This is a genomic window from Marinobacter qingdaonensis, assembly GCF_034555935.1.
Lineage (GTDB): Bacteria > Pseudomonadota > Gammaproteobacteria > Pseudomonadales > Oleiphilaceae > Marinobacter > Marinobacter qingdaonensis.
The window spans coordinates 835,018-858,321 of the sequence record NZ_JAYDCJ010000003.1; the positions used below are offsets into that span (position 1 = coordinate 835,018).

A 23,304-nucleotide genomic window follows, 5' to 3' on the forward strand; every position below is an offset into this window, starting at 1 on the left:
CACTCCGGTTATTCTTCGTCAGCCTGGCGCTTGATCCACGCCAGTACATGTTCCGAGGGTACCCTCTGCAGGCCCGGTGGCTGCCAATCGGTCAGCTCACCCTGGCCCAGCACCAGCAACCCCCCGGGCGCCAGCCGCTCTGCAAGTCGCTTGACAATTTCCCGCCGGCGCCAGCGGCGGAAATAGATCAGCAGGTTCTGGCAGAAGATAATGTTCATTCCGTGCATGGGGGCCTTGTCCAAGTCCAAGACGTTGAGCTTGGTAAAGCACACCCGGTCCCGGATGCTGTCCACTATTTCCACGGTGTTCCGCTCGGCCGGGCGGAAGTACCGGGTTTTCAGGTCGTCGTCCATGCCCATCAGCTTGCGCGGGTTGAACTGGCCGATGCGGGCCCGCTCGATCGCCGGTTTGCTGATGTCGGAGCCGGTGATGCCGAACAGCGGCTGGAGCTCCAGCTGGCCCATGCACTCGTTGAGCAGCATGGCCAGGGTGTAAGGCTCTTCGCCGCTGGAGCAGCCGACGCTCCAGGCTTCCAATGGACGCTTGCGCAGCTGTTCCCGGGGCCGCGTCAGCACATAGTCGGCGACCAGGCGAAAGGCGTCAGGATCCCGGAAGAACCGGGTCTCCTGCACCGTCAGCCGGTCGACCAGGGTCGCCCACTCCCGGATGGCATCGGGCCCGGATACGATCTGCTCGTAATAGGCCTGGTAACTGCTGCAACCGATTTCCCGCATCCGGATTCCCAGGTTGGTCTCCAGAAACGAGCGGCGATCGGCCGACAGGGTGATGCCGGTACGATGCTCCAGTAGGGTCTGCCACTGGTGGAACTGCGCCTCGTCCATGGTCGGGAGTCGGCGCAGCGACCAGATGCCGTCGGCGGGTGACAGGTTGTTATGCAAGTGCGCCATAAACCGTCAACTGCCCCGGGCCGGAGTTCAGCCCACCACCGGTACGTCGGAATCTTCCTCTTCTTCCTGGTCGGCCACGTCTTCTTCCGGCAGGGTGAAGCCGGCAACGGAGGAGCGCAGCTCGGACGCCATTTCGGCCAGGTTCCCGATCGACTTCGCGGTGGCGTTGGTACCGGACGAGGTCTGCGAGGTGATTTCCTGGATGACGTTCATGGTGTTGGAGATGTGCGCCGCCGAAGACGACTGCTGGCGCGCGGCGTTGGAGATGTTCTGGATCAGTTCCGCCAGGGACATGGATACGTTCTCGATTTCCTCGAGCGCGATACCCGCGTCCTGGGCCAGGCGGGCACCCCGGACCACCTCGGCGGTGGTGTGTTCCATGGAGATAACGGCTTCGTTGGTGTCCGACTGGATCGTCTTAACCAGCGCCTCGATCTGCTTGGTCGCCGCGGACGAACGTTCCGCCAGGCGCTGTACTTCGTCCGCAACCACCGCGAAGCCTCGGCCCGCGTCACCGGCCATGGAGGCCTGGATCGCAGCGTTCAGGGACAGGATGTTGGTCTGGTCGGCGATGTCGTTGATCAGGGATACGATGTCACCGATTTCCTGGGACGACTCACCCAGACGCTTGATCCGCTTGGAGGTTTCCTGGATCTGCTCACGAATGTTGTCCATGCCGCGGATGGTGTTCTGTACCACTTCCGCGCCTTTCTTCGCGATCGCAACCGACCGCTCAGCAACCGCGGAGGATTCGGCGGCGTTGGAGGATACCTGGTCGATGGACACCGCCATCTCGTTCACGGCGGCGGACGCACCGGCAATTTCCTGGGCCTGGTGCTCGGAGGCGTCGGCCAGGTGCATGGCGGTTGCCTGGGTTTCCTGGGCGGCCGAGGATACCCGGACCGCGGTACCCCGGATCGACTGTACCAGACCACGCATCTGGTCGATCGCGTAGTTGATGGAGTCGGCGATGGCGCCGGTGAAGTCCTCGGTAACCGTGGCCTCGGTGGTCAGGTCACCGTCAGCCAGGTCGGCCAGTTCGTCCAGCAGTCGCAGGATCGCGTTCTGGTTCTGCTCATTCTGCTCCTGGGTGGTGGACAGGCGTGCCTGGGCTTCCCGGTACAGGGCCAGACCGATGAAGACCACGATGGCGACCATGGCCGCCAGGATGATGAAGGCCAGGGTCGGGCTGACCACGCGGGAACCGGACTGGTTACGGAAGCCATCGGCCAGGACCGACAGCTCGGACAGCAGGAGCTCGGAATTCTGGAAGATGTCGCTGGCGGCAGTACGTACCTTGAAGAGGTCGGGAGAAGCTTCAAGGATGGCGTCTACGTTCTGTGACACGAATTCGAACAGCTCGTCGACGGCTTCCAGGCCGTAGATGGCGTCCTCGTCGTTAACCTTGGAAATGCCCATGGCGGCGTTGCCGTTGAGCTGACCTTCCAGAACTCGGCCGAACAGGCTGGCGTCGCGGCCAAACCGGTCGGCGGCAATGACCGCGTCTTCGTCACCAGACAGTACGTTGTTGACCGAGCGCACGATCCGCTCGGCGAGCAGGGACTGGCGCTGGGCCAGGGCGATCTGCTCGGCCGGGGCGTCGTTGTCGAGCAGGATCTGTACGATGTCGTCGTATTCCACCTGCAGCTGCGGGATGGTTTCGTTCAGGGTCCGGGCGACCTCGTGCAGGCCAAGCACCGCGTCCTGGGTGGACAGGATGCTGTCGGCGTTTTCCCGCACGGTGTTCCAGTTTTCCTGAACCCCGCTCTGCTGGGCCAGTTCACTCGGTGGCAGGCCGGTTTCCGGGTTGCCCTCGGTTACATTGCTCCAGAGTTGCTGGAACTCATCCCGGGACCGCCGGAGCTGGTTGAAGGCCTCGGCGGTACCGCCAGCGGCTTCCGTGGCGTTTTTCGCAATGGCCTGCGACAGCACCCGCAGCTCAGCGGTGTTGGCAATGTATTCCTGGTCGTTCTGGCTGTCCTTGTTAATGATGAACAGGACCACAACGAGCAGGACGGTGAGTGCAATCAGCGCGGCGATCAGACTGGCAACGAGCTTGTTGCCTCCCTGTCCCATACTGAATCTTCCGGCTCTGTTTTTCATTTTCTGGCTCCCGGCCTCTTCAAAAGATTGGCAAGTTTGTTATGCGGGTATCAGGCGGTCAGGGTGCTGTTCCTGCCAGTTCACACCCTTACCACTGTGCGACGTCCAGAAACCGTTCGTCATCGAGCAGGTCGACGGCGGAAAACACTTTCCAGACTTCCTCGTTGCGCTCGTAACCGCCTGTCACAAACGGCCGAACGTTTTCAGGTACACCTTCCGGTGACTCCTTGAAACTGTCTGCTGCGAAATACTGCATGCCCAGTACGCTGTCGACCACCAGGCCACTGAAGATGTCGCCTTCTTCCACCACCAATACCCGCCGTTCACGCAGACTGCGCGATGAGCGGGGGATGTCGAAGAAATTGGCGAGATCGACCAGGGGCAGGAGGCGACCACGGACGTTGGCGGCGCCCAGAAGGAACGGGCGAACCCCCGGAATGTGCGTGAAGCGGGGGACATGGAGGATTTCAGTGACCTCGCCCATGGGCGCCACATAGCGCTCACCGGCCAGAACGAACCCGATGCCGTTCCAGAGTTCGACGGCTTCCTGTTGCTCCGGCAAGCCGGCGGCCATAGACCGGCTGCGCTGGGCGATATCCGTCAGAACGGCGAAGGGGGCGGTCTGGGCGGACATGCTTACTCCACGGTTGGGGATCAGGCAATCAGGTTGTTGATTGTTTTGATCAGATCGTCTTCGTTAACCGGCTTGACCAGGTACCCTTTGGCACCCTGGCGTGTCCCCCAGACCCGATCGGTTTCCTGGTCCTTGGTGGTCACGATCACCACCGGAATGGACGCGGTCTCCGGCGCACGGGTCAGCTGGCGGGTGGCCTGGAAGCCGTTCAGGCCGGGCATGACGACGTCCATCAGCACCAGATCCGGGGTTTCGGCACGGGCTTTGGCGACACCGTCCGCGCCGTTATCGGCGGTCAGGACTTCGTGCTGGTGCTTTTCCAGGATGGTGGAGATCTTCTTCACCTCGGTGGGGGAGTCGTCAACAATGAGAATGCGAGCCATGGGTTCCTCGATGGTTCAGGGTTTCAGCAGGTTTACTGTTCCGCTTGGGGAACGTACTGGCGGATGGTGTTGAGCAGTTCGTCCTTACTGAACGGTTTGGTCAGGTACTGGTCGGAGCCGACAATCCGGCCCTTGGCCTTGTCGAACAGTCCATCCTTGCTGGACAGCATGATGACCGGCGTCTTCTTGAAGGAGGAGTTGTTCTTGATCAGAGCGCAGGTTTGGTAACCGTCCAGGCGGGGCATCATGATGTCGACAAAGATGATGTCCGGCTGGGAATCGGCGATCTTGGCCAAAGCGTCAAAGCCGTCAGTTGCGGTGATGACCTCACAGCCGACTTTTTTCAGAAGGGTTTCCGCGGTGCGACGAATGGTCTTACTGTCGTCGATCACCATGATCTTCAGATTCTCGAAGTTGTCATCCATTGTGCAACTGCCTTGCGCTCAGCGACTGTCATTATTTTCAAACGAGGGTTTTAACACAAACCTGTAAGGGCGTTCTATAAACCCCGATCATTTATAGATTATCAATGGCTGGATAAAAAGCATTACTTTGTGACCAAATGTACTTCTGCCTGTGCTTTCACGTAATCGCTTGAGGATATCTGCGGATGCAATAAAGGCTCGGGTACAATACCATTCGATGTCTCAGCATAGCACTTATCATCCGGTCTACTCTGTTGACCGGTTCGTGTTTTCAAACCCTGGAGCCCAATAGACGCTATGACAGTCCGACTCGGGATCGTGATGGATCCAATTGAGGATATCCATTTCAAGAAAGACAGCTCTCTGGCGATGTTGCTGGCGGCGCAAAAGCGTGGCTGGGATATCGAATACATGGAGCTGCCGGACATGTACCTAGACGGCGGCAAAGCCATGGCCCACACCCGGGATCTGACCGTGCACAATGATCCGGAGAACTGGTTCAGTTTTGCTGGCAGCCAGGACCGGGCGCTCGGGGAGCTGGACGTGATCCTGATGCGCAAGGATCCGCCGGTGGATCGGGAGTTCCTGATGGCCACCTACATCCTGGAAGCGGCCGAGCAGCAGGGCGCGCTGGTGGTGAATCCGGCGGCGACCCTGCGGGACTGCAACGAGAAGCTGTTTGCGGCCCAGTTCGAGGATCTGACGCCACCACTGATGGTGAGCCGCTCGTCCACCCGGTTCCGGGACTTCTACGCCCGCCACGGCGACATCATCATGAAGCCGGTGGACGGCATGGGTGGCCATTCGATCTTTCGGGTCCGGGAGAACGACTTCAACCTGGGCGTGATCATCGAGACGCTGACCAACTATGGCGAGCACCAGGCCATGGCCCAGAAGTACATCCCGGAAATCAGCGACGGCGACAAACGCATCCTGCTGATCGAGGGTGAGCCGGTTCCCTACGCGCTTGCGCGCATCCCGTCCCAGGGGGAAAATCGCGGCAACCTGGCCGCCGGTGGCCGTGGCGAGGGCCGGGAGCTGACCGACCGCGACCGGGAGATCTGTGCCCGGGTGGCACCGGTGATCAAGGAAAAGGGCCTGATGTTCGTCGGGCTGGATGTGATTGGGGACTACCTCACCGAGATCAACGTGACCAGTCCCACCTGCATCCGGGAACTGGACGCCGCGTTCGGCATCGACATCGCCGGTCTGCTGATGGACGCGGTCGCCAAGCGTCTGCAGGCCCGGTCTCGGGGCTGAGCCGGGTAACGGGCTCACGAGTTAACCAGGAACAGGCATGGCAGTTCAGGTAAGCGATTTCGACCGGTTTTCCTTCACCCTTTTCATGGCGCTGGCTGTCCACGCCATGGTGGTGCTTGGGATTACCTTTGCCCCGGAACCGCCCCGATCCTCGGCCCAGACCATGGAAATCACCCTGTCCCAGTTCGAGGACGAGCAGGAGCCCGAGAAGGCGGATTTCCTGGCCCAGACCAGCCAGCAGGGCAGTGGCACCGAAGACGAGCCCCAGGAGATGACCACGCCCCAGCCGGCGGAGGTCAGTCAGCCGGAGGTGGCCCAGGTCCAGTTGGAGCCGCCGTCCCAGCCGGAACCGGAAGTACAGCAGGCGGAGCCGGTGGTCCAGACCCAGGCCCGCGCCAGCCGGCAGGTGGAGACGCCGGAGGAGCGGATCGAGCCGGTCGAGCAACCGGTGCGCAAGAAGAAAAGCCTGATGGAGCGCAGCCTGGAAATTGCCAGCCTCGAGGCGCGCCTCGATGCCCAGCAGCGGGCCTACGCCCGCAAGCCCCGGGTGATGCGGGTCACAGCGGCCTCGACCCTGAAGTCCACCAACGCCTGGTACGTGCAGAACTGGGTGACCAAGGTGACCCGCGTGGGCAACATCAACTACCCCACCGAGGCGCGGCGCGCGGGTATCTACGGAACCCTGCGGATGCTGGTTTCGCTCAAGAAAGATGGCACAATCAAGGAAGTCGCGGTCCTGCAATCCTCCGGCAGTACGGTGCTTGACGACGCCGCGATCCGAATTGTCCGCATGGCCGCGCCGTTCGCGCCCTTCCCGGATGAAATGCGGGAAAATGTGGACGAACTGGAAATCATACGAACCTGGTCCTTCCAGCGACGGGGGCTGACATCCGGATGACCGCATCAAAGCACTCTCCCCACAGCCTGCGACACCACTTCCTGGTGGCGTCGCCCTACCTCGCCGACCCACGCTTTCATGGCGCCGTCATCTACCTGTGTGAACACTCCGACGACGGCGCCCTGGGCTTGATGATCAATCAGCCCCTGGATATTCACCTGGGCGAGATTCTTGAGCAGCTCGACATGCACGGTGGCGAACTGGACCTGCCGGTCTACAGTGGCGGGCCGGTCGAGCCGGAGCGGGGCTTTGTCCTGCACCCACCTGGAACCAACTGGCAGAACACCGCCCGGGTTCACGATGAGGTGCTGCTGACCACCTCCCGGGATGTCCTGGCCGGCATCGGCAAGAACCAGGGGCCGGAGGAATTCCTGGTGGCCCTGGGCTATTCCGGCTGGAGCGAGGGTCAACTCGAGGAGGAGCTGGGCAGCAACTCCTGGCTGACCTGCCCGGCCTCCACCGACATCCTGTTCCGGACTCCCTGGGAGGACCGTTACCAGGCGGTGCTCAAGTTGATCGGCATTGACCTGAACCAGCTCAGCGAATCCATCGGCCATGCCTGAAGTGGGGAATCGCCGGGTCCTGGCGTTTGATTTCGGCACCCGCAGGATCGGTGTGGCCAGCGGTCAGGAGCTGCTGGGTAGCGGTCAGCCGGTGGCCATGCTGCCCGCCCGGGACGGCATTCCCGACTGGCAGCAGCTGGCGCACCTGCTCGAGGAGTGGCGCCCGGACCTGGTGGTGGTGGGACTGCCACTGAACATGGACGACACCGAAAACGAGATGTGCGCCCGCGCCCGCAAGTTCGGCAAGCGTATCCACGGGCGCTTTCATCTGCCGGTCGAGATGGTGGATGAGCGGCTCACCAGCTTCGAGGCCAAGGGCGAGGTCATGGCGGCCGGTGGCAGCCGGGATTTTGGTCGTCACGGGGTCGACGACCGGGCCGCGGTGCTGATTCTGGAAACCTGGTTTGGCCTTCAGCGGGAGCGCGCCGGGGAATGACCCGGGCGACCCACACAACAGCGAGGATGTAATGACCGCATTGCTTGATATCGATCAGTTACTGACGGAACTGGAATCCGGATTGCGCGAGGTACTCGACGAGCGGGGCGTGAAGGCGCCGGTGCTGATCGGTATCCGCACCGGCGGGGTCTGGCTGGCGGACGCCCTGAGCAAGCGTCTGGGCCTGGATGAGCCGTTCGGCGAACTGGACATTTCCTTCTACCGCGACGACTTCAGTCGCATCGGCCTGAACCCCCGGGTCAAACCCTCGAGCCTGCCCTTCGACACCGAGGGTCGGGACATTATCCTGATCGACGACGTCATCATGAGTGGCCGGACCATTCGCGCCGCGATGAACGAAATTTTCGATTATGGCCGCCCAGCCAGTATCATACTGGCCACCCTGATTGATCTGGGGGCCCGGGAGCTGCCCATCCAACCCGACGTAGTCGGCCGCACGCTGGCGCTGGAATCCCACCAGCGGGTCAAGCTGCGCGGGCCGGACCCCTTGCACATTGAGCTCCAGGAAGCCGGGCGCTGAGCCGGCAGGATCTTACCGGCGTCCAACACTCCAGAACCGCACACAGGCGACTCATGACCGCACACGACTCCTCCCCGCACCACTTGCAGCTGACCCGGGAGGGTCAGTTGCGGCATTTTCTGACCCTCGATGGCCTCGACCGCGATCTGCTGACCGACATCCTCGACACCGCCGACTCGTTCATCGAAGTGGGCGAGCGCACCATCAAGAAGGTGCCGCTGCTGCGCGGCCGGACGGTGGTCAACCTGTTTTTCGAGTCCAGCACCCGCACCCGCAGCACCTTCGAGCTGGCGGCCAAGCGGCTGTCCGCCGACGTGCTGAACCTGGACATCAGCACCTCCGCCACCTCCAAGGGTGAATCCCTGTCGGATACCCTGCTGAACCTCGAGGCCATGGCCAGCGACATGTTCGTGGTCCGGCATTCCCAGAGCGGCGCGCCCCACTTCATCGCCGAGAGCGTGACCCCCGGGGTGGCGATCATCAACGCCGGCGACGGCCGCCATGCCCACCCGACCCAGGCCATGCTGGACATGCTCACCATCCGCCAGCATAAGGGCCGTTTTGAGGGCCTGAAGGTGGCGATTGTCGGCGACGTGCTGCACTCGCGCGTGGCCCGGTCCCAGATCCGGGCGCTGAACGTGCTTGGCGCCGAGGAAGTGCGGGTGATTGCGCCGGGTACGCTGCTGCCCAAGGACGTGGAGAGCCTGGGCTGCACCGTGGAGTACGACATGGCCAGGGGCATGAAGGATCTGGACGTGGTGATCATGCTGCGCCTGCAGAAAGAGCGGATGGAAGGGGCGCTGCTGCCGAGCGAGCGGGAATTCTACCGGCTCTACGGCCTGAATCAGGACAAGCTGGCGCTGGCCCAGCCCGACTGCATCGTGATGCACCCGGGCCCGATCAACCGCGGGGTCGAGATCGAGTCGGCGGTGGCGGACGGGCCCCAGTCGGTGATCCTGAATCAGGTCACCAACGGCATCGCCATCCGCATGGCGGTGATGTCCATGGCCATGGGCGGTCAACTCGCCGAGCGTCAACAGAAACTGAGTCAGGGAGCCCAGGCATGAGCGAAGCAGAGACCACAAACGGCGCCAGCCTGAAAATCCTGGGTGGCCAGTTGCTCGATGGCGACGGCCAGAGCGTCGACAACCTGGCGCTGCTGATTCGCGACGGTCGCATCGCGGCCACCGGCAAGGCGGCGCAGCAGGCCGAGGCCGATCGCACCTGGTCCGCCGAAGGCAGTCTGATCACGCCCGGTTTCGTCGACCTGCACTGCAACCTGCGCGAGCCGGGCAACGGCCAGAAGGGCAACATCGCCTCGGAAACCCGGGCGGCGGCCCACGGCGGCTTCACCACCGTCTGTGCCTCACCGGAAACCTCGCCGGTGAACGACTCCGGCGCGGTGACCCATCTGATCCGGGACGTGGCGGCCACCCGCTCCCCCATCCATGTGCTGCCGGTGGGTGCCATAACCCGCGGCCTGGAAGGGGACCTGCTCAGTGACATGGCCGGCCTGGCCGCGGCCGGCTGCGTGGCCGTCGGTAATGGCGCCCGGGGTGTGCGCAATGCCCGGATCCTGCGCCGGTGCATGGCCTACGCCCAGACCTTTGGCCTGACCGTGATGTTCAGCCCGGAGAATCAGGCCCTGGCGGCCGACGGCTACGCCCACGATGGCCTGGTGACGTCCCGGCTTGGCCTGCTGGGCATTCCCGAGGTGGCGGAAACCACCGCGGTGATGGAGATGCTGCTGCTGGCGGAAGAGACCGGGGTGCGCCTGCATCTGAGCCAGCTCTCTTGCGCCCGCAGTGTCGAGATGCTGGCCGACGCCCGGAGTCGCGGCATTGCCGTGACGGCGGACGTCGCCATGCACCAGCTGCTCTTTACCGAGGACGCCCTGGCCGGATTCGACAGCCGTTTCCACGTCCGTCCGCCGCTGCGCAGCGAGCGCGACCGGCAGGCGCTGCTGGCCGGTGTCCGTGACGGCGTCATCGACGCCATCGTCAGCCAGCACCAACCCCATGACTCGGCGGCCAAACAGGCGCCACTGGCGGCCACGGAACCGGGGTTGTCGACCGTCGAGACGGTGCTGTCCCTGGGGCTGGAGCTGGTTCGCCGCGCCGAGCTGAGCCTGCCGGTGCTGGTGCGTGCCCTGACCGCGGGGCCGGCGTCGGTGCTGGCGCGCCGGGCGAGCCTGGCGGAAGGCGAAGTGGCCGATCTGTGCGTGTTCGACCCCAATCAGTCCTGGGTCCCGGGCGACGACACCCTGGTGTCCGTGGGACGTCACGCCCCGATCACCGGCCGGGCCCTGCCGGGCGTGGTTCAACTGACCCTCGCCGCGGGCAAGGTTGCCTGGCAGCAGCCGGCGCGCTGACCGCGGGCCCCGGAAAATGCGGCAGAGGTGGCCTCGCCTCTGTCGACGCCATCACAGAATCCTGTCCTTTTGCTGAAAAGCCCTTGCTGACCGCCACCTGTGCCAACGTATTCTTACCGGTGCCGGCCTAACGTCGGTCAAGGAAAGCGGGGTTATCGGTGCCAACGGACGGGCCGGAACCCGACAACAATAAGGCAGGAGTCATCCCGTGAAATCAGTACACTTCCCGCGTCGGGTCGCCGTGGCGGCCGCCCTGTGCGCCAGTCTATGGTTGCCCGCCCTGGGCCAGGCCCAGACCCAAGCCCTGGAACGCAGTTTCTGCGTTTTTGATCCGGTCGGTGCCAACGGTCCGCTGTTCGCCATCACCAAGACCTTCCAGCCGGTGGCCCTGAAGCAGGGCATCAAGCTGAACCTGCGCGCCTACACCGACGAAAAAGTGGCCGCCGAGGACTTCAAGGCCGGGCAGTGTGACGCGGTGCTGCTCACCGGTACCCGGGCCCGGGAGTTCAACAAGTTCACCGGCAGTCTCGAGGCCATGGGCGCGGTCCCGGGCGAGGCGGAAATGCGCCTGCTGTACAACACCCTGAGTCAGCCCAAGGCCCGGCCCTTCCTGATTGATGGCCCCTACGAAGTGGCGGGCGTGTTCCCCGGCGGCGCCATCTACCTGCACACCCGGGACCGCAGCATCGATTCGGTGGAGAAGCTGCAGGGCAAGCGCATTGCCACCCTGGACTACGACCAAGCCTCGGTGCGCATGGTGCGTCATGTCGGCGCCTCGGTCGTGGGTGCCAACTCGGCCAACTTCGCGGGCAAGTTCAACAACGGCAGTGTCGATCTGGCCTACGCGCCTGCGGTGGCCTACACCCCGCTGGAGCTGTACAAGGGCGTTGAGCCCGACGGTGCGGTGGTCAAGTATGCCTTGGGCTACATGAACTTCCAGGTGATCATCCGGCGCGACCGGTTCCCGGACGCCGCCGGCCAGATGGTGCGGGACGAGTCGATCAAGCGCATCGACCAGGCCTACGAGATCATTGCCCAGGCGGAAGCGGAAATTCCCAAGCAGGTCTGGATGACCCTGCCGCAAGAGGACACCGCCGAATACGACAAGATGCTGCGCAAGGTGCGGCTGTCGCTGTTGGATGATGGGGTCTTCGATGAGCGGGCGATCAAGCTGATGAAGGCGATTCGCTGTCGGGTCGATGGCACCCGGTCGGAGTGTGCGTCCTGAGGTGAGTCGGTGACGGGGCCCGGGCGGGCCCCGGCGGGCTCAGCCGATCTGATCCTTGAGTGCCTTGCCGGCCTTGAAGCCGATGGTTTTACTGGCCGGAATGCGGATGGTTGCGCCGGTTTGCGGGTTACGGCCGTCGCGGGCGTCCCGGGACCGGATGTTGAAGGTACCGAAGCCGATCAGGGTGGTGTCCTCGCCCCGGGCGGCGGCGGCCGACACCTGATCGGTAAAGGCGGTAATCACCTCGCTGGCCTTCTCGCGGGTCAGTCCGGTTTGATCGGCAATTGCCGCAGCAAGTTCGGGTTTGCGCATTGAGTACTCCTTTTATTATTCCTGTTATCAGTCTGGCCGCAGGCCCGAAGGCTGACGGTTGATTCCATCTATAGTGGGTTGGCGGCCAATGTGCAAACCCGAGCGCCGGCGGGGCCTGCCGCCGGTGGCGCCAATTGCGGCGTCGGTCTCATAAAAACAGGTGCTTGTACGCCATAATGCCCGTCTGGTTACGGTCTGTAACAGAACAAAAATGCCAAAGGTGACGCAGCTATGAGCCATTCTTTCTCTTCCTACCTGACCACGTCCCCGGTCCGTTGGTCCCGGCTGAAAGGCGCGGTGGTGGCGCTGGCGGCCGCGTCCGTGCTCAGTGGCTGCGGCGCGGTCAATAACATGATCTACAAGACCACCGGCGACGTCATGCAGGGCTTCTCCCGGGATCACACCGTGCCTTACCTGATGGCCAGCAACGATCTGGCCATGGGCTGTTCCATGAGCGAGGCCACCGCGCCGCTGCTGATGTCCTTTGGCCGGGTCACCACCGAGCCGGACCAGTTGGCGGTCATGCTGTACCTCTCTGCCGGCGGCTGCGCCGAGGAGCAGGCCCGGGAATTCGAGCTGGACGCGCTGGCGGCCATGAACGCCATGAACGCCAACGCCGCCGAAGACGCCATGATTCGCCAGAAGCGGGCCTACGTCCTGGCCTCCGAGCGTTACTTCAAGGGCTGGCAGCACCACGAGGCCCACTACGGCGAGGCCGGCACCGGAGAGTGTCCGGATTTCTCCAACGACCTGGACGAGTTCATGTACCTGGCCGGCCTGTTGTCGGGACTGCAGGCCCTGAACGCCCAGATCCAGTCCACGTCGTCCATCGGCGTGCCGGCCAACATTGGTTCGGTGGTCGCCCGCGCCTCCGGTTGTCTGGAAAACGACAAGTGGTGGGGCGCCCCCATGGCCCTGCGTGCCACGGTCTGGGCCATGATTCCGGGCGCCGAGCCCGAGGGTGAGGACGCCTTCGAACGACTGAACATGGCCGACGAGCAGGGTGAAGCGGCCGGGGTTCGGCTGCCGCACGTGTTTCACGCCATTGCCGCCAGCAACAAGGGCGACCAGGCGCTGCTGAAGGACGTGATCCGGGAGCACGCCGAGTCCCTGGAGCAGACCCCGGCCAACCCCGACTGGCGCTTCGTCGATGCCATGGCCACCAACATGATCGTCGCGCTGTCCGACCGGCTCTGGGTTGAACACACCGGCCACCGTACGCCCCTGGGCCAGCTCGGCACCTTTTGGGACGACCCGCGGGAAGAAGTAGAAACCATGAACCTGGATGACCTGTTGTAACCCGCCATGTCCGAGAATCTAACGCTTTCCAGGGTCAGCTTCCGCCGCAGCGGGCTCGAGTGGTTTTCCTCCCTGCCGGCGTGCCTGCTGTTGCTGTCGGTGGTGCTGTTTTCCACCAGCAGCGACATCCACAACCAAATGCTCAAGGGCGGGGAGCACCTGTGGAGTGGCTATTACAAGCTGCGCATGGACCCGGTGGCGCCCACCTGCAATCCCAACCGGGACGTGGATGCCGCGGTGGCCGCCGAGTTGGCGCAAACCCCGGCGGAGGACGACCCGATGGCGGCCCTGCTCGGCGCCGAGGAGAAGGACCCGGCCGAGGTCCGCGTCGCCATCGAACGGGCCCTGGCCGACTGTCGCCAGGCCTTCCAGAGTTACGACCAGATCCAGGACCAGCTGACCCCGGGGGTCAAAGCCTACCGCGCGGTCGAGCTGTTCGTCGCCGACCTGATTGCCTTCGGGCTCTCGTCCCAGCGCTACATCCTGATTATTTTGGTGATGCTGTGCGCGGTCACGGCAACCCTGACCCGGCACCACATCGCCATGCGGGCCATGGAAACCCGTCTGGACTACACCGTCTCCCACACCCTGCAGACCATCGCCAACGCCATGCTGCTGGGCTCCAGTGTCATCTTCCGCCAATCCACCCTCGGCTCCGAGACCTCGGTCTCGTCCGAGGAGCTGCTGCTGCACAACTTCTGGATTACCGGTTTCGCCTGCCTGACCCTGGCCAGCCTGTACCGGCTGCTGCGGGTGCCCGAGGACCTGGCCGCCGGTGGCAACCTCAACAAGGCGTTTCTGGCGGTGCCCCTGTACACCGTGATGTGCCTGATTTCCGGCACCTACTTCGGGCTCATCGGTCACGCCTCCGGCATTGGCATCTACCTGGGCAAGATGATGGAACTGTCGGACATGTTCCTGAACGTCGCCCTGTACGTCTGGGTCGGCATGATGCTGAAGCAGACGCGGCTGGCCACCCTGGTGTTCAATGTGTTCCGGCCCTGGCGCATGCCGCCGGAACTGCTGGCGGTGGTGGCGGTGCTGGTGGCCGCCATCCCCACCGCCTACACCGGGGCTTCCGGCATCTTCGTGATCGCCGCCGGCGCCGTCATCTACAACGAGCTGCGGGCCGCGGGCGCCCGTCGCCAGCTGGCGCTGGCGGCCACCGCCATGTCCGGCTCCATGGGCGTGGTGCTGCGGCCGTGCCTGCTGGTGGTGGTGATCGCCTACCTGAACCGTGAGGTGACCACGGACGAACTGTTCGGCTGGGGCATCTGGGTGTTCGTGCTGACGGCCACCCTGTTCACGCTGGTGGCCCTGACGGTCAATCGGCAAAGCCGGTTCGAGCTGGCGCCCGCCTCCGTCGCCACGCCTGCCATGGTTCAGGCCCTGAAGCCGCTGCTGCCCTACGTGCTGGTGATCGCGGGCGTGGTGCTGCTGTACCGCTATGCGCTGGATGTCGGCATGGACGAGTTCTCCGCGCCGCGCCTGCTGCCGGTGATCCTGCTGGCGATTCTCGGTTACGAGCACCTGTGCCTGAAGACCGGCGGGCAGGCCGATGATGCGGATAGCCACCCGGGCTTGGAGCGGAGCCTGCGCGGTGCCACCAACGACACCACCGCGGAAATCGGCGCCTTGCTGTTGCTGCTGGGCCTGTCGGTCAGCATTGGCGGCGTGATCGAGCGCTCCCACATCATGCAGAGTTTTCCACAGGCCTTTGACAGCGCCTGGTCGGCGATGGCGTTGATGGTGGTGATTCTGGTGGTCCTGGGCATGATCATGGACGCCTTCGGTGCCGTGATCCTGGTGACCGCGACGGTCGCCACCATCGCCTACGCCAGTGGCATTCACCCGGTGCATTTCTGGATGGTCACCCTGGTGGCCTTCGAGTTGGGCTATCTCAGCCCGCCGGTGGCCCTGAACCATCTGCTGACCCGTCAGGTCGTGGGTGAGGCGGAAGTGACCGCGGCCCAGCAGGAATCCGGAACCTTCTACCAGCGCCATGAGCGCATCATCATGCCGCTGATCGCTATGGGCATTGCCCTGGTCCTGGTGGCGTTCGTGCCCCTGGCGTTCTACGCCACCTAGGCCATCTAGGCCAACACCAGAACTGGCCTAGCCAACCTAAAACGCCCGAAGCGTCAGCCTCGGGCGTTTTTCGTGGCACTGCTAATGGGGCTTGCAGAAGGAGGCATCAGTCGCCGCGCTTGCCCCACAGCCGGGACACCGCCGCATCGGTTCCCAGCATGCCGACAACCAGCGACAGCCCGCCAATGACAGAGAACACCAGGATCGGGATCAGCGCACCGGGCTCACCGGTGTACACCAGGGCACCCAGGGAGACGCTGGCCAGCACAAGAAACAGGAGTCCGACCACGTTCAGGACGGTTCGGTGGGACGCCCGGTAATGCGGGCTGGGTTCGCCCGCTTCCAGCGGGTTCAGAATGGGCGAGAACAGTTTGCGCAGTGCCTGTTTCATGGAGCAGTCCTGATGCGGGGCCTGGACACAAAAAAAGCGCCGTGCCGGAGCAGGACGCTTTCTTGTCACTGGCCTAGAGTTTCGGGCCGGCCTCGACGATGGCCTCGGAGACGTCGAACTTCTTGAAGTTGTCGACGAATTGGGCAATCAGCTCCTGGGCCTTGCCGTCGTAGTACTCGGGGCTGGTCCAGGTGTTGCGCGGATTCAGCAGCGACGAGTCAACGCCCGGGATGTAGGTCGGCACATCCAGGTTCAGGGTGTCCAGGTGCTCGGTTTCCACATCGTCCAGATCGCCGTTCTGGATGGCGGCGATGATGGCACGGGTGGTCGGGATGCTGAAACGCTGGCCTTCACCGTAAGGACCGCCGGTCCAGCCAGTGTTGACCAGGAACACCTTGCTGCCGAACTCTTCCATCCGCTTCATCAGCAGCTCGGCGTAGACGCCGGCCGGACGCGGGAAGAAGGGGGCGCCGAAGCAGGTGGAGAAGGTTGACTTCAGCTTGGAAGACGAGCCCATCTCGGTGGAGCCCACCAGCGCGGTGTAACCGCTCAGGAAGTGGTACGCTGCCGCTTCCTTGGACAGGATGGACACCGGCGGCAGCACGCCGGTCATGTCGCAAGTCAGGAACACGATGTGGGACGGCTCGCCGGCCCGGTTCTCGAGGACCCGCTTCTCAACGTGCTCAAGCGGGTAGGCGCAGCGGGAGTTCTCGGTCAGCGAGGTGTCGGTGTAGTCCGGCACCCGGGTTTCCGGGTCGATGGTGACGTTCTCGACGATCGCGCCGAAGCGGATCGCGTCCCAGATGATCGGTTCGTTCTTCTGGGACAGATCGATGCACTTGGCGTAGCAGCCACCTTCGATGTTGAAGACGGTGCCCGGGCCCCAGCCGTGCTCGTCGTCACCGATCAGGAACCGGTTCGGATCGGCTGACAGGGTGGTCTTGCCGGTGCCGGACAGGCCGAAGAACAGGCAGGTCTGGCCGTCTTCGCCGACGTTGGCCGAGCAGTGCATCGGCAGGACGTCTTTCTCTGGCAGCAGGAAGTTCTGCACCGAGAACATCGCCTTCTTCATTTCGCCGGCGTAGTGCATGCCCGCCAGCAGCACCTTGCGCTTGGCAAAGTTGATCATGACGCAGCCGTTGCTGTTGGTGCCGTCACGCTCGGGATCGCACTCGAAGTTGGCGGCGTTCAGGATCTGCCACTCCTGCTTGTCGGCCGGGTTGTAGCTGTCCGGACGGATGAACAGGTTACGGCCGAACAGGTTCTGCCAGGCGGTTTCGGTGGTCATCTTCACCGGCAGGTAGTGCTCGGGGTCGGAGCCGACGTGGACGTGGGACACGAACTGTTCTTTCTCGGCGATGTAGGCCTCAACGCGATCCCAGAGAGCGTCGAACTTTTCGGCGTCAAACGGACGGTTGATCGGACCCCAGTGGATATCGTCGGCGGTGCTTGGTTCCTCGACGATGAAGCGGTCCATGGGAGACCGGCCCGTGCGCTCACCGGTCTTCACGACCAGTGAACCGTTCGCAGCCAGCTGGCCCTCGTTTCGTGCCAATGCCAGCTCGACCAGCTGTGCTGTACTCAGATCATTATAAGTGTTGCTCACTTCGACCTCGCCCTCGGGATGTCTTCGTGATTGCCCAGGCCGCCCCGGCAACAATTGGCGGATTTCTGAGCAATCGGGTCAATTCAGGCGCGCTATTATGCCAGAGACGCCGGCAAAAAACGACTGCCCGCAAAGCCGCGTCAGCACTGGCTTTGGGGCGAATCTGAAAAGTCTTCAGTGTAAGGTATGGCCGGTGAAAAGATGATCAATATCATTTCTATCGAAGCGATAGTGTGCGTGGCAGAACTGGCAGTCCATCTCGATCTGGCCCTGCTCCTCCAGGATCTGGTAGCACTCGTCCCGGCCGATCGCCTCCAGGGCGCCGAGGGTGCGTTCCCGCGAGCAGCTGCAGCGGAACGCCACCGCCTCGGCGTCGAACAGCCGCACCGTTTCCTCGTGGAACAGGCGGTGCAGGACCGTCTCGCTGTCCAGCTCGAGCAGTTCGGCGGCCTCGACCGTGCGCGCCAGGTGATTGACCCGCTCCCACAGCTCGTTGTCTTCGTCGGTGGCCCCGGGCAGGCGCTGCAGCAGCAGCCCGGCGGCGGCGCCTTCATCGGCGAACAGGATCAGGCTGGTGGAAATCTGTTCAGAACGCTCGAAATACTCCTCCAGGCAGCCGGCCAGGCTGTCCGCCTCCCGGGGCACCACGCCCTGGTAGCGATTGCCCCGGTTCGGGGTGATGGTGATGGCCATGCGACCCTCGCCCAGCATGTCGTGGAAGCTCTCTTCGCTGACGGCGTGCTCGTCAAAGCGGGCCAGGCCGCGAATGAACCGGTCATGGCTGCACTCCGCCATCAGCGTGCGCAGGGGGCCTTCCCCCTGAGCCTGCAACGAGAGGGTGCCCTCGAACTTGAGGGTACTGCTCATCAGCACGCTGGCAACCAGGGCTTCGCCCAGCAGGCTGCGTACCGAGTCGGGGTAGGGGGCCTGGGTGCCGATTTCACGGAAACTCTCGCCCAGCTGTACCCAGGCGCCCCGGACCTGACTGTCCTCAAAGATAAAGCGCTGGAATTGGTCGCGGGATGCCATGGTGTATCTCCTGAAACTGTTCGGTTGAATTCGGGTTGCGGACCCGGACTGGTGCGCCGGCAGGGTGACCAGTCCGGGTTCAGATGTTGTTCTGCTCTCGGAATCGCTGGATGTCGCGGCGATCTTTCTTGGAGGGCCGGCGAGCTGGCGGGAGCTGCGCGGCTTGCATGGTCTTGCGCTGCCAGGCCAGGTCTTCCCGCTTTTTTACGCTGTCGGCGGTTTCGTGGTAGAGCTTCTGGGCCTCGGGCGCGCCGCGGCGTCGGTCGCTGATGTCATCGATGATCACCACCTTTTCCTGCCAGCCCAGACGGAGCGTCACGGTTGCTCCGGGTTCGACCACCTTGCCCGGTTTGCAGCGCTGGCTGTTGTAGTGGACCTTGCCGCCTTCGATGGCTTCCTTGGCGAGGCTGCGGGTCTTGTAGAACCGTGCCGCCCAGAGCCATTTGTCGAGTCTTACACGTTGTTCGTCAGCAGTGGATGCCGTCATGTCTCCTCACCTGATGAGCGTCTGACCAGATTATAACCCGCTCATCGGGGCGATGGCACAGCCTGGCGTTGGCGCAGCGCCGGCAGGATCTCGTCGAAATGGTGGATGCCGGGAATGTCCGGATGCCGCTCGCGCGCGGCTTGTTGGCTGTCCGGGGCCAGCACCGCCAGGCATTGGGCAATGCCCGCCGCCCGGGCACTTTCCAGCACCGGGAAGCTGTCGTCCACCATGAGGGTGGCGCCGGCGTCGTAGGGGGTCAGCTGCTGCAGGTCACGCCAGAATTGCGGATCCTCTTTGGCCTTGCCGAGTTGGTGGCTGGAGACAATGGCGTCGACCCGCTGGTCCAGGCCGGTGCGCTCAAGCTTGAGTTTGAGCGGGTCCGGGTGACAGTTGGTGACAATCACCGACCGCAGGCCCGATTGCCGGAGCGCATCCAGAAACTCGGTCACGTGGGGGCGATAGCCGATCCGGTCGCCCACCTCGGCTTTCAGGCCGGTGATGTCCAGCGCCAGCCGGTCGCTCCAGTAGTCGGTGCAGTACCAGTTCAGGGAGCCGCGCTCGGCCATGATCATCGGGATCAGTTCGTCCTTGGCCGCCTGGTGGGCCAGGTTGTTGCGCTCGCCGTAGCGCAGGGGCAGGTGTTCGAGCCAGAAATGGTTGTCGAAGTGCAAATCCAGCAGCGTTCCATCCATGTCCAGGAACACCGTTTCAAGAGAGGACCAGTTCACCATAAACAAAAACAGCCTGAAGGATTTTCTTCAGGCTGCCGGAGATGCCCGGCCTTGGCAAGCCGGGATACTACGGACGCGGGCGGGGCTCAGTCCGCGCTTTGCTCCACGGTTTCGGGCTTGCGACCGATCCGGGTGCAGCCAAGGCAGCGCACGAAAGTGGCCTTGGCCGGCCCCATCACCAGGACCTCGCCGGCTTCACCGGCGTTGCCGCCGAGCAGGGAAAAGGGCAGGGACACCAGGTACACGGCGCTGCCAACGATGGTGGTGGCGAACAATACCGGGCGGGCAAACAGGGCGTCCCCGGTCATGGCCAGCGCTGACGGTGTCTCGTCGACGGCCCGGGCGTGGCCCAAGGACGAAAATGCCAGCAGGCAGGCGGCCAGGGTGGCCATCAGTGTGCGGGAAATCTTGCGGGTCATTGTACTGTCTCCTGAACTTATCGGCCCTTTCAGCTCCGGTCTGAGCACTGAATATGCCGCCCCAGTTTAAACCAAGGGCATGATTTCTCTGTTAACTATGAATCATATTTGCGCATTTTCAAACGATTTTTCGTTGCAAAATGTGCGCCTGTGTCGGCTCTAGCGCTGACACCGGGAGCAGTACACGGTGGCGCGGTTGTTCATGCGGATTTCCTTGAGCGGGCGTTCGCAGTCGGGGCAGGGTTGCCCGGTCCGGCCGTAGACCAACAGGGATTGGGCAAAATAGCCGGGTTTGCCATCGCTGTTGACGAAGTCGCGCAGGGTGGTGCCGCCCATGAGGATGGCGGCACTCAGGGTTTCCCGAATGGCCTCGGCCAGCCGGTGGTAGCGGTCCGCGCTGATTCGCCCGGCCTTGCGCCTGGGGTGGATGCCGGCCTTGAACAGGGCCTCGTTGGCGTAAATGTTGCCCACGCCCACCACCACGTGATTGTCCATGATGAACGACTTTACCGGCGTCTGCTTGCCGCGGGATGCCCGAAACAGCAGCCCGCCGTTGAATTCCGGGGACAGGGGCTCCGGCCCCAGGCTGGCAATCAGCGGGTGCTCGGTGGCGCGGTCGGCCCAGAGCCAGCAGCCGAAACGCCGGGGGTCGTTGAAGCGCAGGGTGGCGCCCGATTGCAGCTGGAGGTCGATGTGGTCGTGGGTCATCGGCGGGCTGTCGTCGGCGATGATGCGCAGGCTGCCGGACATGCCCAGATGCACGATGACGGTGCCCCCATCCAGGTTCAGGAACAGGTACTTGGCGCGGCGGTCGACGGTGCGGATGACCTGGCCCTCCAGGCGCTGGGCCAGATCCTCGGGCACCGGCCAGCGCAGGCTGGGATTGCGCACCGTGACACCGGTGATGGTCTGCCCTTCGCAGTGGGGGGCGATGCCGCGCCGGGTGGTTTCTACTTCGGGTAATTCGGGCACTGGGTCACTCCGGGATTGACAGGGCGCAGCTTGGTCGGCGGCCACAAGAACGGAAACAGAGCAAGTGTAATCAGTAACAAATTTGCAGCCAAATGCGGTTGTGACGGCGAACAGCTGTACGCTAAAGTGGCACCCTTGGCTCAATGCCCCCTACAAAGGTCGGATGCAACACCGAACGAGGGGGCGAGGCTGGTGAATTGATTTGAGGATTTTCTATGTGGTTTAACGGTCTTCTTGACCTGTCGGTGATGCAACTGATCCTGGTTGCCCTGGGCATGACCCACATCACCATTATCAGCGTGACGCTCTACCTGCACCGCCATTCGGCCCACAACTCGCTGGATCTGCACCCGGTCCTCAAGCATTTTTTCCGGTTCTGGCTGTGGCTGACCACCGCCCAGAACACCAAGGAGTGGACCGCGATCCACCGCAAGCACCACGCCAAGTGTGAAACCGAGGACGACCCCCACAGTCCGGTGGTGCTGGGTATCAAGAAGGTGCTGCTTGAAGGCGCCGAGCTGTACGCGTCCGCCGCGACCCCGGAAACCCTCGAGCGCTACGGTCAGCGCACCCCGGAAGACTGGATCGAGCGCAACGTCTACAGCCGTTACAAGGTCCTGGGCATCACCCTGATGGCGGTGATCGACCTGGCGCTGTTCGGGGTGCACGGCATCTGGATCTGGGCGCTGCAGATGATGTGGATCCCGGTTTGGGCCGCCGGCGTGGTCAACGGTATCGGCCATTGGTTCGGCTACCGCAACTTCGAGTGCACCGACAACGCCCGCAACATTTCGCCCCTGGGCCTCCTGATTGGCGGCGAAGAGCTGCACAACAATCACCATACCTACCCGAACTCCTCCAAGCTGTCCCGGCGCTGGTACGAGGTGGACATCGGTTGGGGCTACATCCGCCTGTTCCAGCTGTTTGGCCTGGCCACGCCCAAGGGGTACCGGCCCATTGCCCACCATGTGCCGGGCAAGCAGGAAGTTGATGTGGAGACGGTGCAGGCCATCGCCAACAACCGGTTCGACATCATGCGTCAGTACCGCAAACGGGTCATGGAGCCGGCGCTGCGTCAGCAGAAGCTGCTGATGGACGATGAAATCCGGCCCCGGTACCGCAAGCTCAAGCAGCTGCTGTCGCGGGAAGTGACCCTGATCAAGCCGAAGGAACAGGAAACCCTGGAGTCGGTGCTGGAGCGGCACGCGGTTCTGCGTCAGCTCTACGATAAGAGTCATGAGCTGCAGGCGCTCTGGCGGCAGCGTGGCCTGAAGCCGCAGGAAAAGCTGAACGCGCTCATGGAATGGTGCAAGGAGGCAGAAGCCAGCGGCATCCGGTATCTGGAAGACTTTGCCGAGCACCTGCGCGCCTACTCGCTCCGGCCCGCAGGCTGACGCCAAAAACCCCGCTCCGGCGGGGTTTTTTGTGGGCGCAGATCAGGACGGCGCGACCGGGGCGATGGCGTCGGTGGTTGCCGTTCGGAACAGGCAGTAACTGACCTGGCCCGCGGTTTTCTGCCGGTGCAGGTGCCAGTGGGCGGGCACTGTCGGCGTCGGCGAGCTGCTCTCGTGTTCCAGGTAGACCCAGCCCCCGGGCTTGACCCAGCCCTGCTGGTCGAGCACCGGTAGAATGCGGGGTAGCCAGTCCTGATGAAAGGGCGGGTCCATGAACACAATGTCGAAGGGCGCGCGAGTGCGCTGGGCAAGGTAGGCGTCGACACTGGCGCACACCACCTCACCGGCATCGGTTTTCAGCAGGCGCAGGTTGTCGCGCAGGGCCCTGGCCAGGGCCGGGGTGTGGTCCACCAGGGTCGCGGCGCCCGCGCCCCGGGACAGGGCCTCCAGGCCGAGCGCTCCGGAGCCGGCGAACAGATCCAGGCAGTCCTTGCCGACCAGGTTGAACGACAACCAGTTGAACAGGGTTTCGCGGGTCCGGGCCGGGGTCGGGCGTACCCCGCCGGCGTCCGGAAAGCGCAGCTTGCGGCTGCGCCAGTCGCCACCGATGATGCGCAGCTCCCCGGTGCTGCCCGCCGGTCCGCCCGCGCTCCGGTTGCTGGGTTGAGCGCGTCGCCCCGCGGGTTTTCGTCGTGCCATCTGTCTTGCTCCAGCCGCCAGCTCGTTCGCGTGTGTTTGGCTCGCATCTTAGCGGAAACCGGCGTCGCCGGATAACCGAAGTCCCCCTCACTTCACTGGGGCAGTCTGCTAGAATGTCGGCTTTATT

At 63.6% G+C, this 23,304-nt stretch carries 25 protein-coding genes; 11 read left to right on the forward strand and 14 right to left on the reverse strand.

From position 1 onward, the window contains the following. Positions 1-8 precede the first annotated feature (8 nt). The 5 genes from U5822_RS06950 to pilG form a co-directional block, all read right to left on the reverse strand. Positions 9-908: a CheR family methyltransferase gene (locus tag U5822_RS06950; RefSeq protein ID WP_322854905.1), complete on the reverse strand. Its 900-nt coding sequence runs from the start codon at positions 906-908 to the stop codon at positions 9-11. Positions 909-935: 27 nt separating this feature from the next. Beyond that, the gene (locus U5822_RS06955; protein ID WP_322854906.1) at positions 936-3,011 is read right to left on the reverse strand and encodes a methyl-accepting chemotaxis protein; all 2,076 of its coding nucleotides are present in this window, start codon (positions 3,009-3,011) and stop codon (positions 936-938) included. Positions 3,012-3,099: 88 nt separating this feature from the next. Continuing rightward, a complete protein-coding gene (locus U5822_RS06960) occupies positions 3,100-3,645 on the reverse strand; it encodes a chemotaxis protein CheW (protein WP_322854907.1) in 546 nt (181 codons plus the stop codon). 20 nt (positions 3,646-3,665) lie between these two features. Next, on the reverse strand, positions 3,666-4,028 hold the full coding sequence (pilH, locus tag U5822_RS06965; protein ID WP_114335248.1) for a twitching motility response regulator PilH: 363 nt from the start codon (positions 4,026-4,028) through the stop codon (positions 3,666-3,668). Between the two features lie 32 nt (positions 4,029-4,060). Next, positions 4,061-4,453, reverse strand: a complete 393-nt coding sequence (gene pilG / locus U5822_RS06970; RefSeq protein WP_008175635.1) for a twitching motility response regulator PilG — start codon at positions 4,451-4,453, stop codon at positions 4,061-4,063. A 297-nt stretch (positions 4,454-4,750) separates the two neighbouring features. Between pilG and gshB the strand changes: the two genes are divergently transcribed. The 8 genes from gshB (at position 4,751) to U5822_RS07010 (ending at position 11,750) form a co-directional block, all read left to right on the forward strand. Then, positions 4,751-5,713 carry a glutathione synthase gene (gene gshB, locus U5822_RS06975; RefSeq protein WP_322854908.1) on the forward strand — a complete coding sequence of 321 codons (963 nt, stop codon included), beginning with the start codon at positions 4,751-4,753 and terminating at the stop codon, positions 5,711-5,713. 37 nt (positions 5,714-5,750) lie between these two features. Beyond that, entirely contained in the window at positions 5,751-6,611 is an 861-nt protein-coding gene (locus tag U5822_RS06980) for an energy transducer TonB (RefSeq protein WP_322854909.1), read from the forward strand. Next, the gene (locus U5822_RS06985; protein ID WP_322854910.1) at positions 6,608-7,174 is read left to right on the forward strand and encodes a YqgE/AlgH family protein; all 567 of its coding nucleotides are present in this window, start codon (positions 6,608-6,610) and stop codon (positions 7,172-7,174) included. Before U5822_RS06980 ends, U5822_RS06985 begins: the two co-directional genes overlap by 4 nt. Then, positions 7,167-7,610, forward strand: coding sequence for a Holliday junction resolvase RuvX (ruvX, locus tag U5822_RS06990; protein ID WP_322854911.1), 444 nt, complete (start codon positions 7,167-7,169; stop codon positions 7,608-7,610). Before U5822_RS06985 ends, ruvX begins: the two co-directional genes overlap by 8 nt. A 31-nt stretch (positions 7,611-7,641) precedes the next feature. Further along, entirely contained in the window at positions 7,642-8,151 is a 510-nt protein-coding gene (gene pyrR / locus U5822_RS06995; protein ID WP_322854912.1) for a bifunctional pyr operon transcriptional regulator/uracil phosphoribosyltransferase PyrR, read from the forward strand. Positions 8,152-8,204: 53 nt separating this feature from the next. After that, the gene (locus tag U5822_RS07000; protein ID WP_322854913.1) at positions 8,205-9,218 is read left to right on the forward strand and encodes an aspartate carbamoyltransferase catalytic subunit; all 1,014 of its coding nucleotides are present in this window, start codon (positions 8,205-8,207) and stop codon (positions 9,216-9,218) included. Next, on the forward strand, positions 9,215-10,522 hold the full coding sequence (locus tag U5822_RS07005) for a dihydroorotase (protein ID WP_322854914.1): 1,308 nt from the start codon (positions 9,215-9,217) through the stop codon (positions 10,520-10,522). Before U5822_RS07000 ends, U5822_RS07005 begins: the two co-directional genes overlap by 4 nt. Positions 10,523-10,730: 208 nt before the next feature. Continuing rightward, positions 10,731-11,750 carry a putative solute-binding protein gene (locus U5822_RS07010; protein WP_322854915.1) on the forward strand — a complete coding sequence of 340 codons (1,020 nt, stop codon included), beginning with the start codon at positions 10,731-10,733 and terminating at the stop codon, positions 11,748-11,750. A 39-nt stretch (positions 11,751-11,789) separates the two neighbouring features. Here U5822_RS07010 and U5822_RS07015 read toward each other — a convergent pair whose 3' ends face one another. Then, positions 11,790-12,062, reverse strand: a complete 273-nt coding sequence (locus U5822_RS07015) for an HU family DNA-binding protein (RefSeq protein ID WP_322854916.1) — start codon at positions 12,060-12,062, stop codon at positions 11,790-11,792. A 231-nt stretch (positions 12,063-12,293) separates the two neighbouring features. Here U5822_RS07015 and U5822_RS07020 point away from each other — a divergent pair, with 231 nt between their 5' ends. Then, a complete protein-coding gene (locus U5822_RS07020) occupies positions 12,294-13,361 on the forward strand; it encodes a hypothetical protein (RefSeq protein WP_322854917.1) in 1,068 nt (355 codons plus the stop codon). Positions 13,362-13,367: 6 nt separating this feature from the next. Then, on the forward strand, positions 13,368-15,449 hold the full coding sequence (locus U5822_RS07025; protein WP_322854918.1) for a TRAP transporter large permease subunit: 2,082 nt from the start codon (positions 13,368-13,370) through the stop codon (positions 15,447-15,449). 106 nt (positions 15,450-15,555) lie between these two features. Here the strand turns inward: U5822_RS07025 and U5822_RS07030 are convergent, their stop codons facing one another. From U5822_RS07030 to mutM, 7 genes are all read right to left on the reverse strand, one after another. Then, complete coding sequence (locus tag U5822_RS07030; protein WP_322854919.1) at positions 15,556-15,840, reverse strand: hypothetical protein; 285 nt, start codon at positions 15,838-15,840, stop codon at positions 15,556-15,558. Positions 15,841-15,913: 73 nt separating this feature from the next. Further along, positions 15,914-17,446 (reverse strand): phosphoenolpyruvate carboxykinase, encoded by a 1,533-nt coding sequence (locus U5822_RS07035; protein WP_322854920.1) that lies wholly within the window; start codon positions 17,444-17,446, stop codon positions 15,914-15,916. A 174-nt stretch (positions 17,447-17,620) separates the two neighbouring features. Continuing rightward, the gene (gene hslO / locus U5822_RS07040; RefSeq protein ID WP_322854921.1) at positions 17,621-18,475 is read right to left on the reverse strand and encodes an Hsp33 family molecular chaperone HslO; all 855 of its coding nucleotides are present in this window, start codon (positions 18,473-18,475) and stop codon (positions 17,621-17,623) included. Between the two features lie 79 nt (positions 18,476-18,554). After that, complete coding sequence (gene hslR / locus U5822_RS07045; RefSeq protein WP_322854922.1) at positions 18,555-18,962, reverse strand: ribosome-associated heat shock protein Hsp15; 408 nt, start codon at positions 18,960-18,962, stop codon at positions 18,555-18,557. A 41-nt stretch (positions 18,963-19,003) separates the two neighbouring features. Beyond that, positions 19,004-19,693 carry a GMP/IMP nucleotidase gene (gene yrfG, locus U5822_RS07050; protein WP_322854923.1) on the reverse strand — a complete coding sequence of 230 codons (690 nt, stop codon included), beginning with the start codon at positions 19,691-19,693 and terminating at the stop codon, positions 19,004-19,006. Positions 19,694-19,779: 86 nt separating this feature from the next. Continuing rightward, positions 19,780-20,112 carry a hypothetical protein gene (locus tag U5822_RS07055; protein ID WP_322854924.1) on the reverse strand — a complete coding sequence of 111 codons (333 nt, stop codon included), beginning with the start codon at positions 20,110-20,112 and terminating at the stop codon, positions 19,780-19,782. Between the two features lie 159 nt (positions 20,113-20,271). Then, positions 20,272-21,084: a bifunctional DNA-formamidopyrimidine glycosylase/DNA-(apurinic or apyrimidinic site) lyase gene (gene mutM / locus U5822_RS07060; RefSeq protein WP_322854925.1), complete on the reverse strand. Its 813-nt coding sequence runs from the start codon at positions 21,082-21,084 to the stop codon at positions 20,272-20,274. A gap of 215 nt (positions 21,085-21,299) precedes the next feature. Between mutM and U5822_RS07065 the strand changes: the two genes are divergently transcribed. Further along, positions 21,300-22,478, forward strand: a complete 1,179-nt coding sequence (locus U5822_RS07065; RefSeq protein WP_322854926.1) for a DesA family fatty acid desaturase — start codon at positions 21,300-21,302, stop codon at positions 22,476-22,478. A gap of 42 nt (positions 22,479-22,520) precedes the next feature. On the opposite strand, the gene rsmD is transcribed toward U5822_RS07065, so the two are convergent. Next, entirely contained in the window at positions 22,521-23,177 is a 657-nt protein-coding gene (gene rsmD / locus U5822_RS07070; protein ID WP_322854927.1) for a 16S rRNA (guanine(966)-N(2))-methyltransferase RsmD, read from the reverse strand. Between the last annotated feature and the right edge of the window lie 127 nt (positions 23,178-23,304).

Bases quoted from the DNA above. Each gene is read 5' to 3' on its own strand.
- U5822_RS06950 (WP_322854905.1), bottom strand. From the start codon at position 908: ATGGCGCACTTGCATAACAACCTGTCACCCGCCGACGGCATCTGGTCG.
- U5822_RS06955 (WP_322854906.1), bottom strand. From the start codon at position 3,011: ATGAAAAACAGAGCCGGAAGATTCAGTATGGGACAGGGAGGCAACAAG.
- U5822_RS06960 (WP_322854907.1), bottom strand. From the start codon at position 3,645: ATGTCCGCCCAGACCGCCCCCTTCGCCGTTCTGACGGATATCGCCCAG.
- pilH (WP_114335248.1), bottom strand. From the start codon at position 4,028: ATGGCTCGCATTCTCATTGTTGACGACTCCCCCACCGAGGTGAAGAAG.
- pilG (WP_008175635.1), bottom strand. From the start codon at position 4,453: ATGGATGACAACTTCGAGAATCTGAAGATCATGGTGATCGACGACAGT.
- gshB (WP_322854908.1), top strand. From the start codon at position 4,751: ATGACAGTCCGACTCGGGATCGTGATGGATCCAATTGAGGATATCCAT.
- U5822_RS06980 (WP_322854909.1), top strand. From the start codon at position 5,751: ATGGCAGTTCAGGTAAGCGATTTCGACCGGTTTTCCTTCACCCTTTTC.
- U5822_RS06985 (WP_322854910.1), top strand. From the start codon at position 6,608: ATGACCGCATCAAAGCACTCTCCCCACAGCCTGCGACACCACTTCCTG.
- ruvX (WP_322854911.1), top strand. From the start codon at position 7,167: ATGCCTGAAGTGGGGAATCGCCGGGTCCTGGCGTTTGATTTCGGCACC.
- pyrR (WP_322854912.1), top strand. From the start codon at position 7,642: ATGACCGCATTGCTTGATATCGATCAGTTACTGACGGAACTGGAATCC.
- U5822_RS07000 (WP_322854913.1), top strand. From the start codon at position 8,205: ATGACCGCACACGACTCCTCCCCGCACCACTTGCAGCTGACCCGGGAG.
- U5822_RS07005 (WP_322854914.1), top strand. From the start codon at position 9,215: ATGAGCGAAGCAGAGACCACAAACGGCGCCAGCCTGAAAATCCTGGGT.
- U5822_RS07015 (WP_322854916.1), bottom strand. From the start codon at position 12,062: ATGCGCAAACCCGAACTTGCTGCGGCAATTGCCGATCAAACCGGACTG.
- U5822_RS07020 (WP_322854917.1), top strand. From the start codon at position 12,294: ATGAGCCATTCTTTCTCTTCCTACCTGACCACGTCCCCGGTCCGTTGG.
- U5822_RS07025 (WP_322854918.1), top strand. From the start codon at position 13,368: ATGTCCGAGAATCTAACGCTTTCCAGGGTCAGCTTCCGCCGCAGCGGG.
- U5822_RS07030 (WP_322854919.1), bottom strand. From the start codon at position 15,840: ATGAAACAGGCACTGCGCAAACTGTTCTCGCCCATTCTGAACCCGCTG.
- hslO (WP_322854921.1), bottom strand. From the start codon at position 18,475: ATGGCATCCCGCGACCAATTCCAGCGCTTTATCTTTGAGGACAGTCAG.
- hslR (WP_322854922.1), bottom strand. From the start codon at position 18,962: ATGACGGCATCCACTGCTGACGAACAACGTGTAAGACTCGACAAATGG.
- yrfG (WP_322854923.1), bottom strand. From the start codon at position 19,693: ATGGTGAACTGGTCCTCTCTTGAAACGGTGTTCCTGGACATGGATGGA.
- U5822_RS07055 (WP_322854924.1), bottom strand. From the start codon at position 20,112: ATGACCCGCAAGATTTCCCGCACACTGATGGCCACCCTGGCCGCCTGC.
- U5822_RS07065 (WP_322854926.1), top strand. From the start codon at position 21,300: ATGTGGTTTAACGGTCTTCTTGACCTGTCGGTGATGCAACTGATCCTG.
- rsmD (WP_322854927.1), bottom strand. From the start codon at position 23,177: ATGGCACGACGAAAACCCGCGGGGCGACGCGCTCAACCCAGCAACCGG.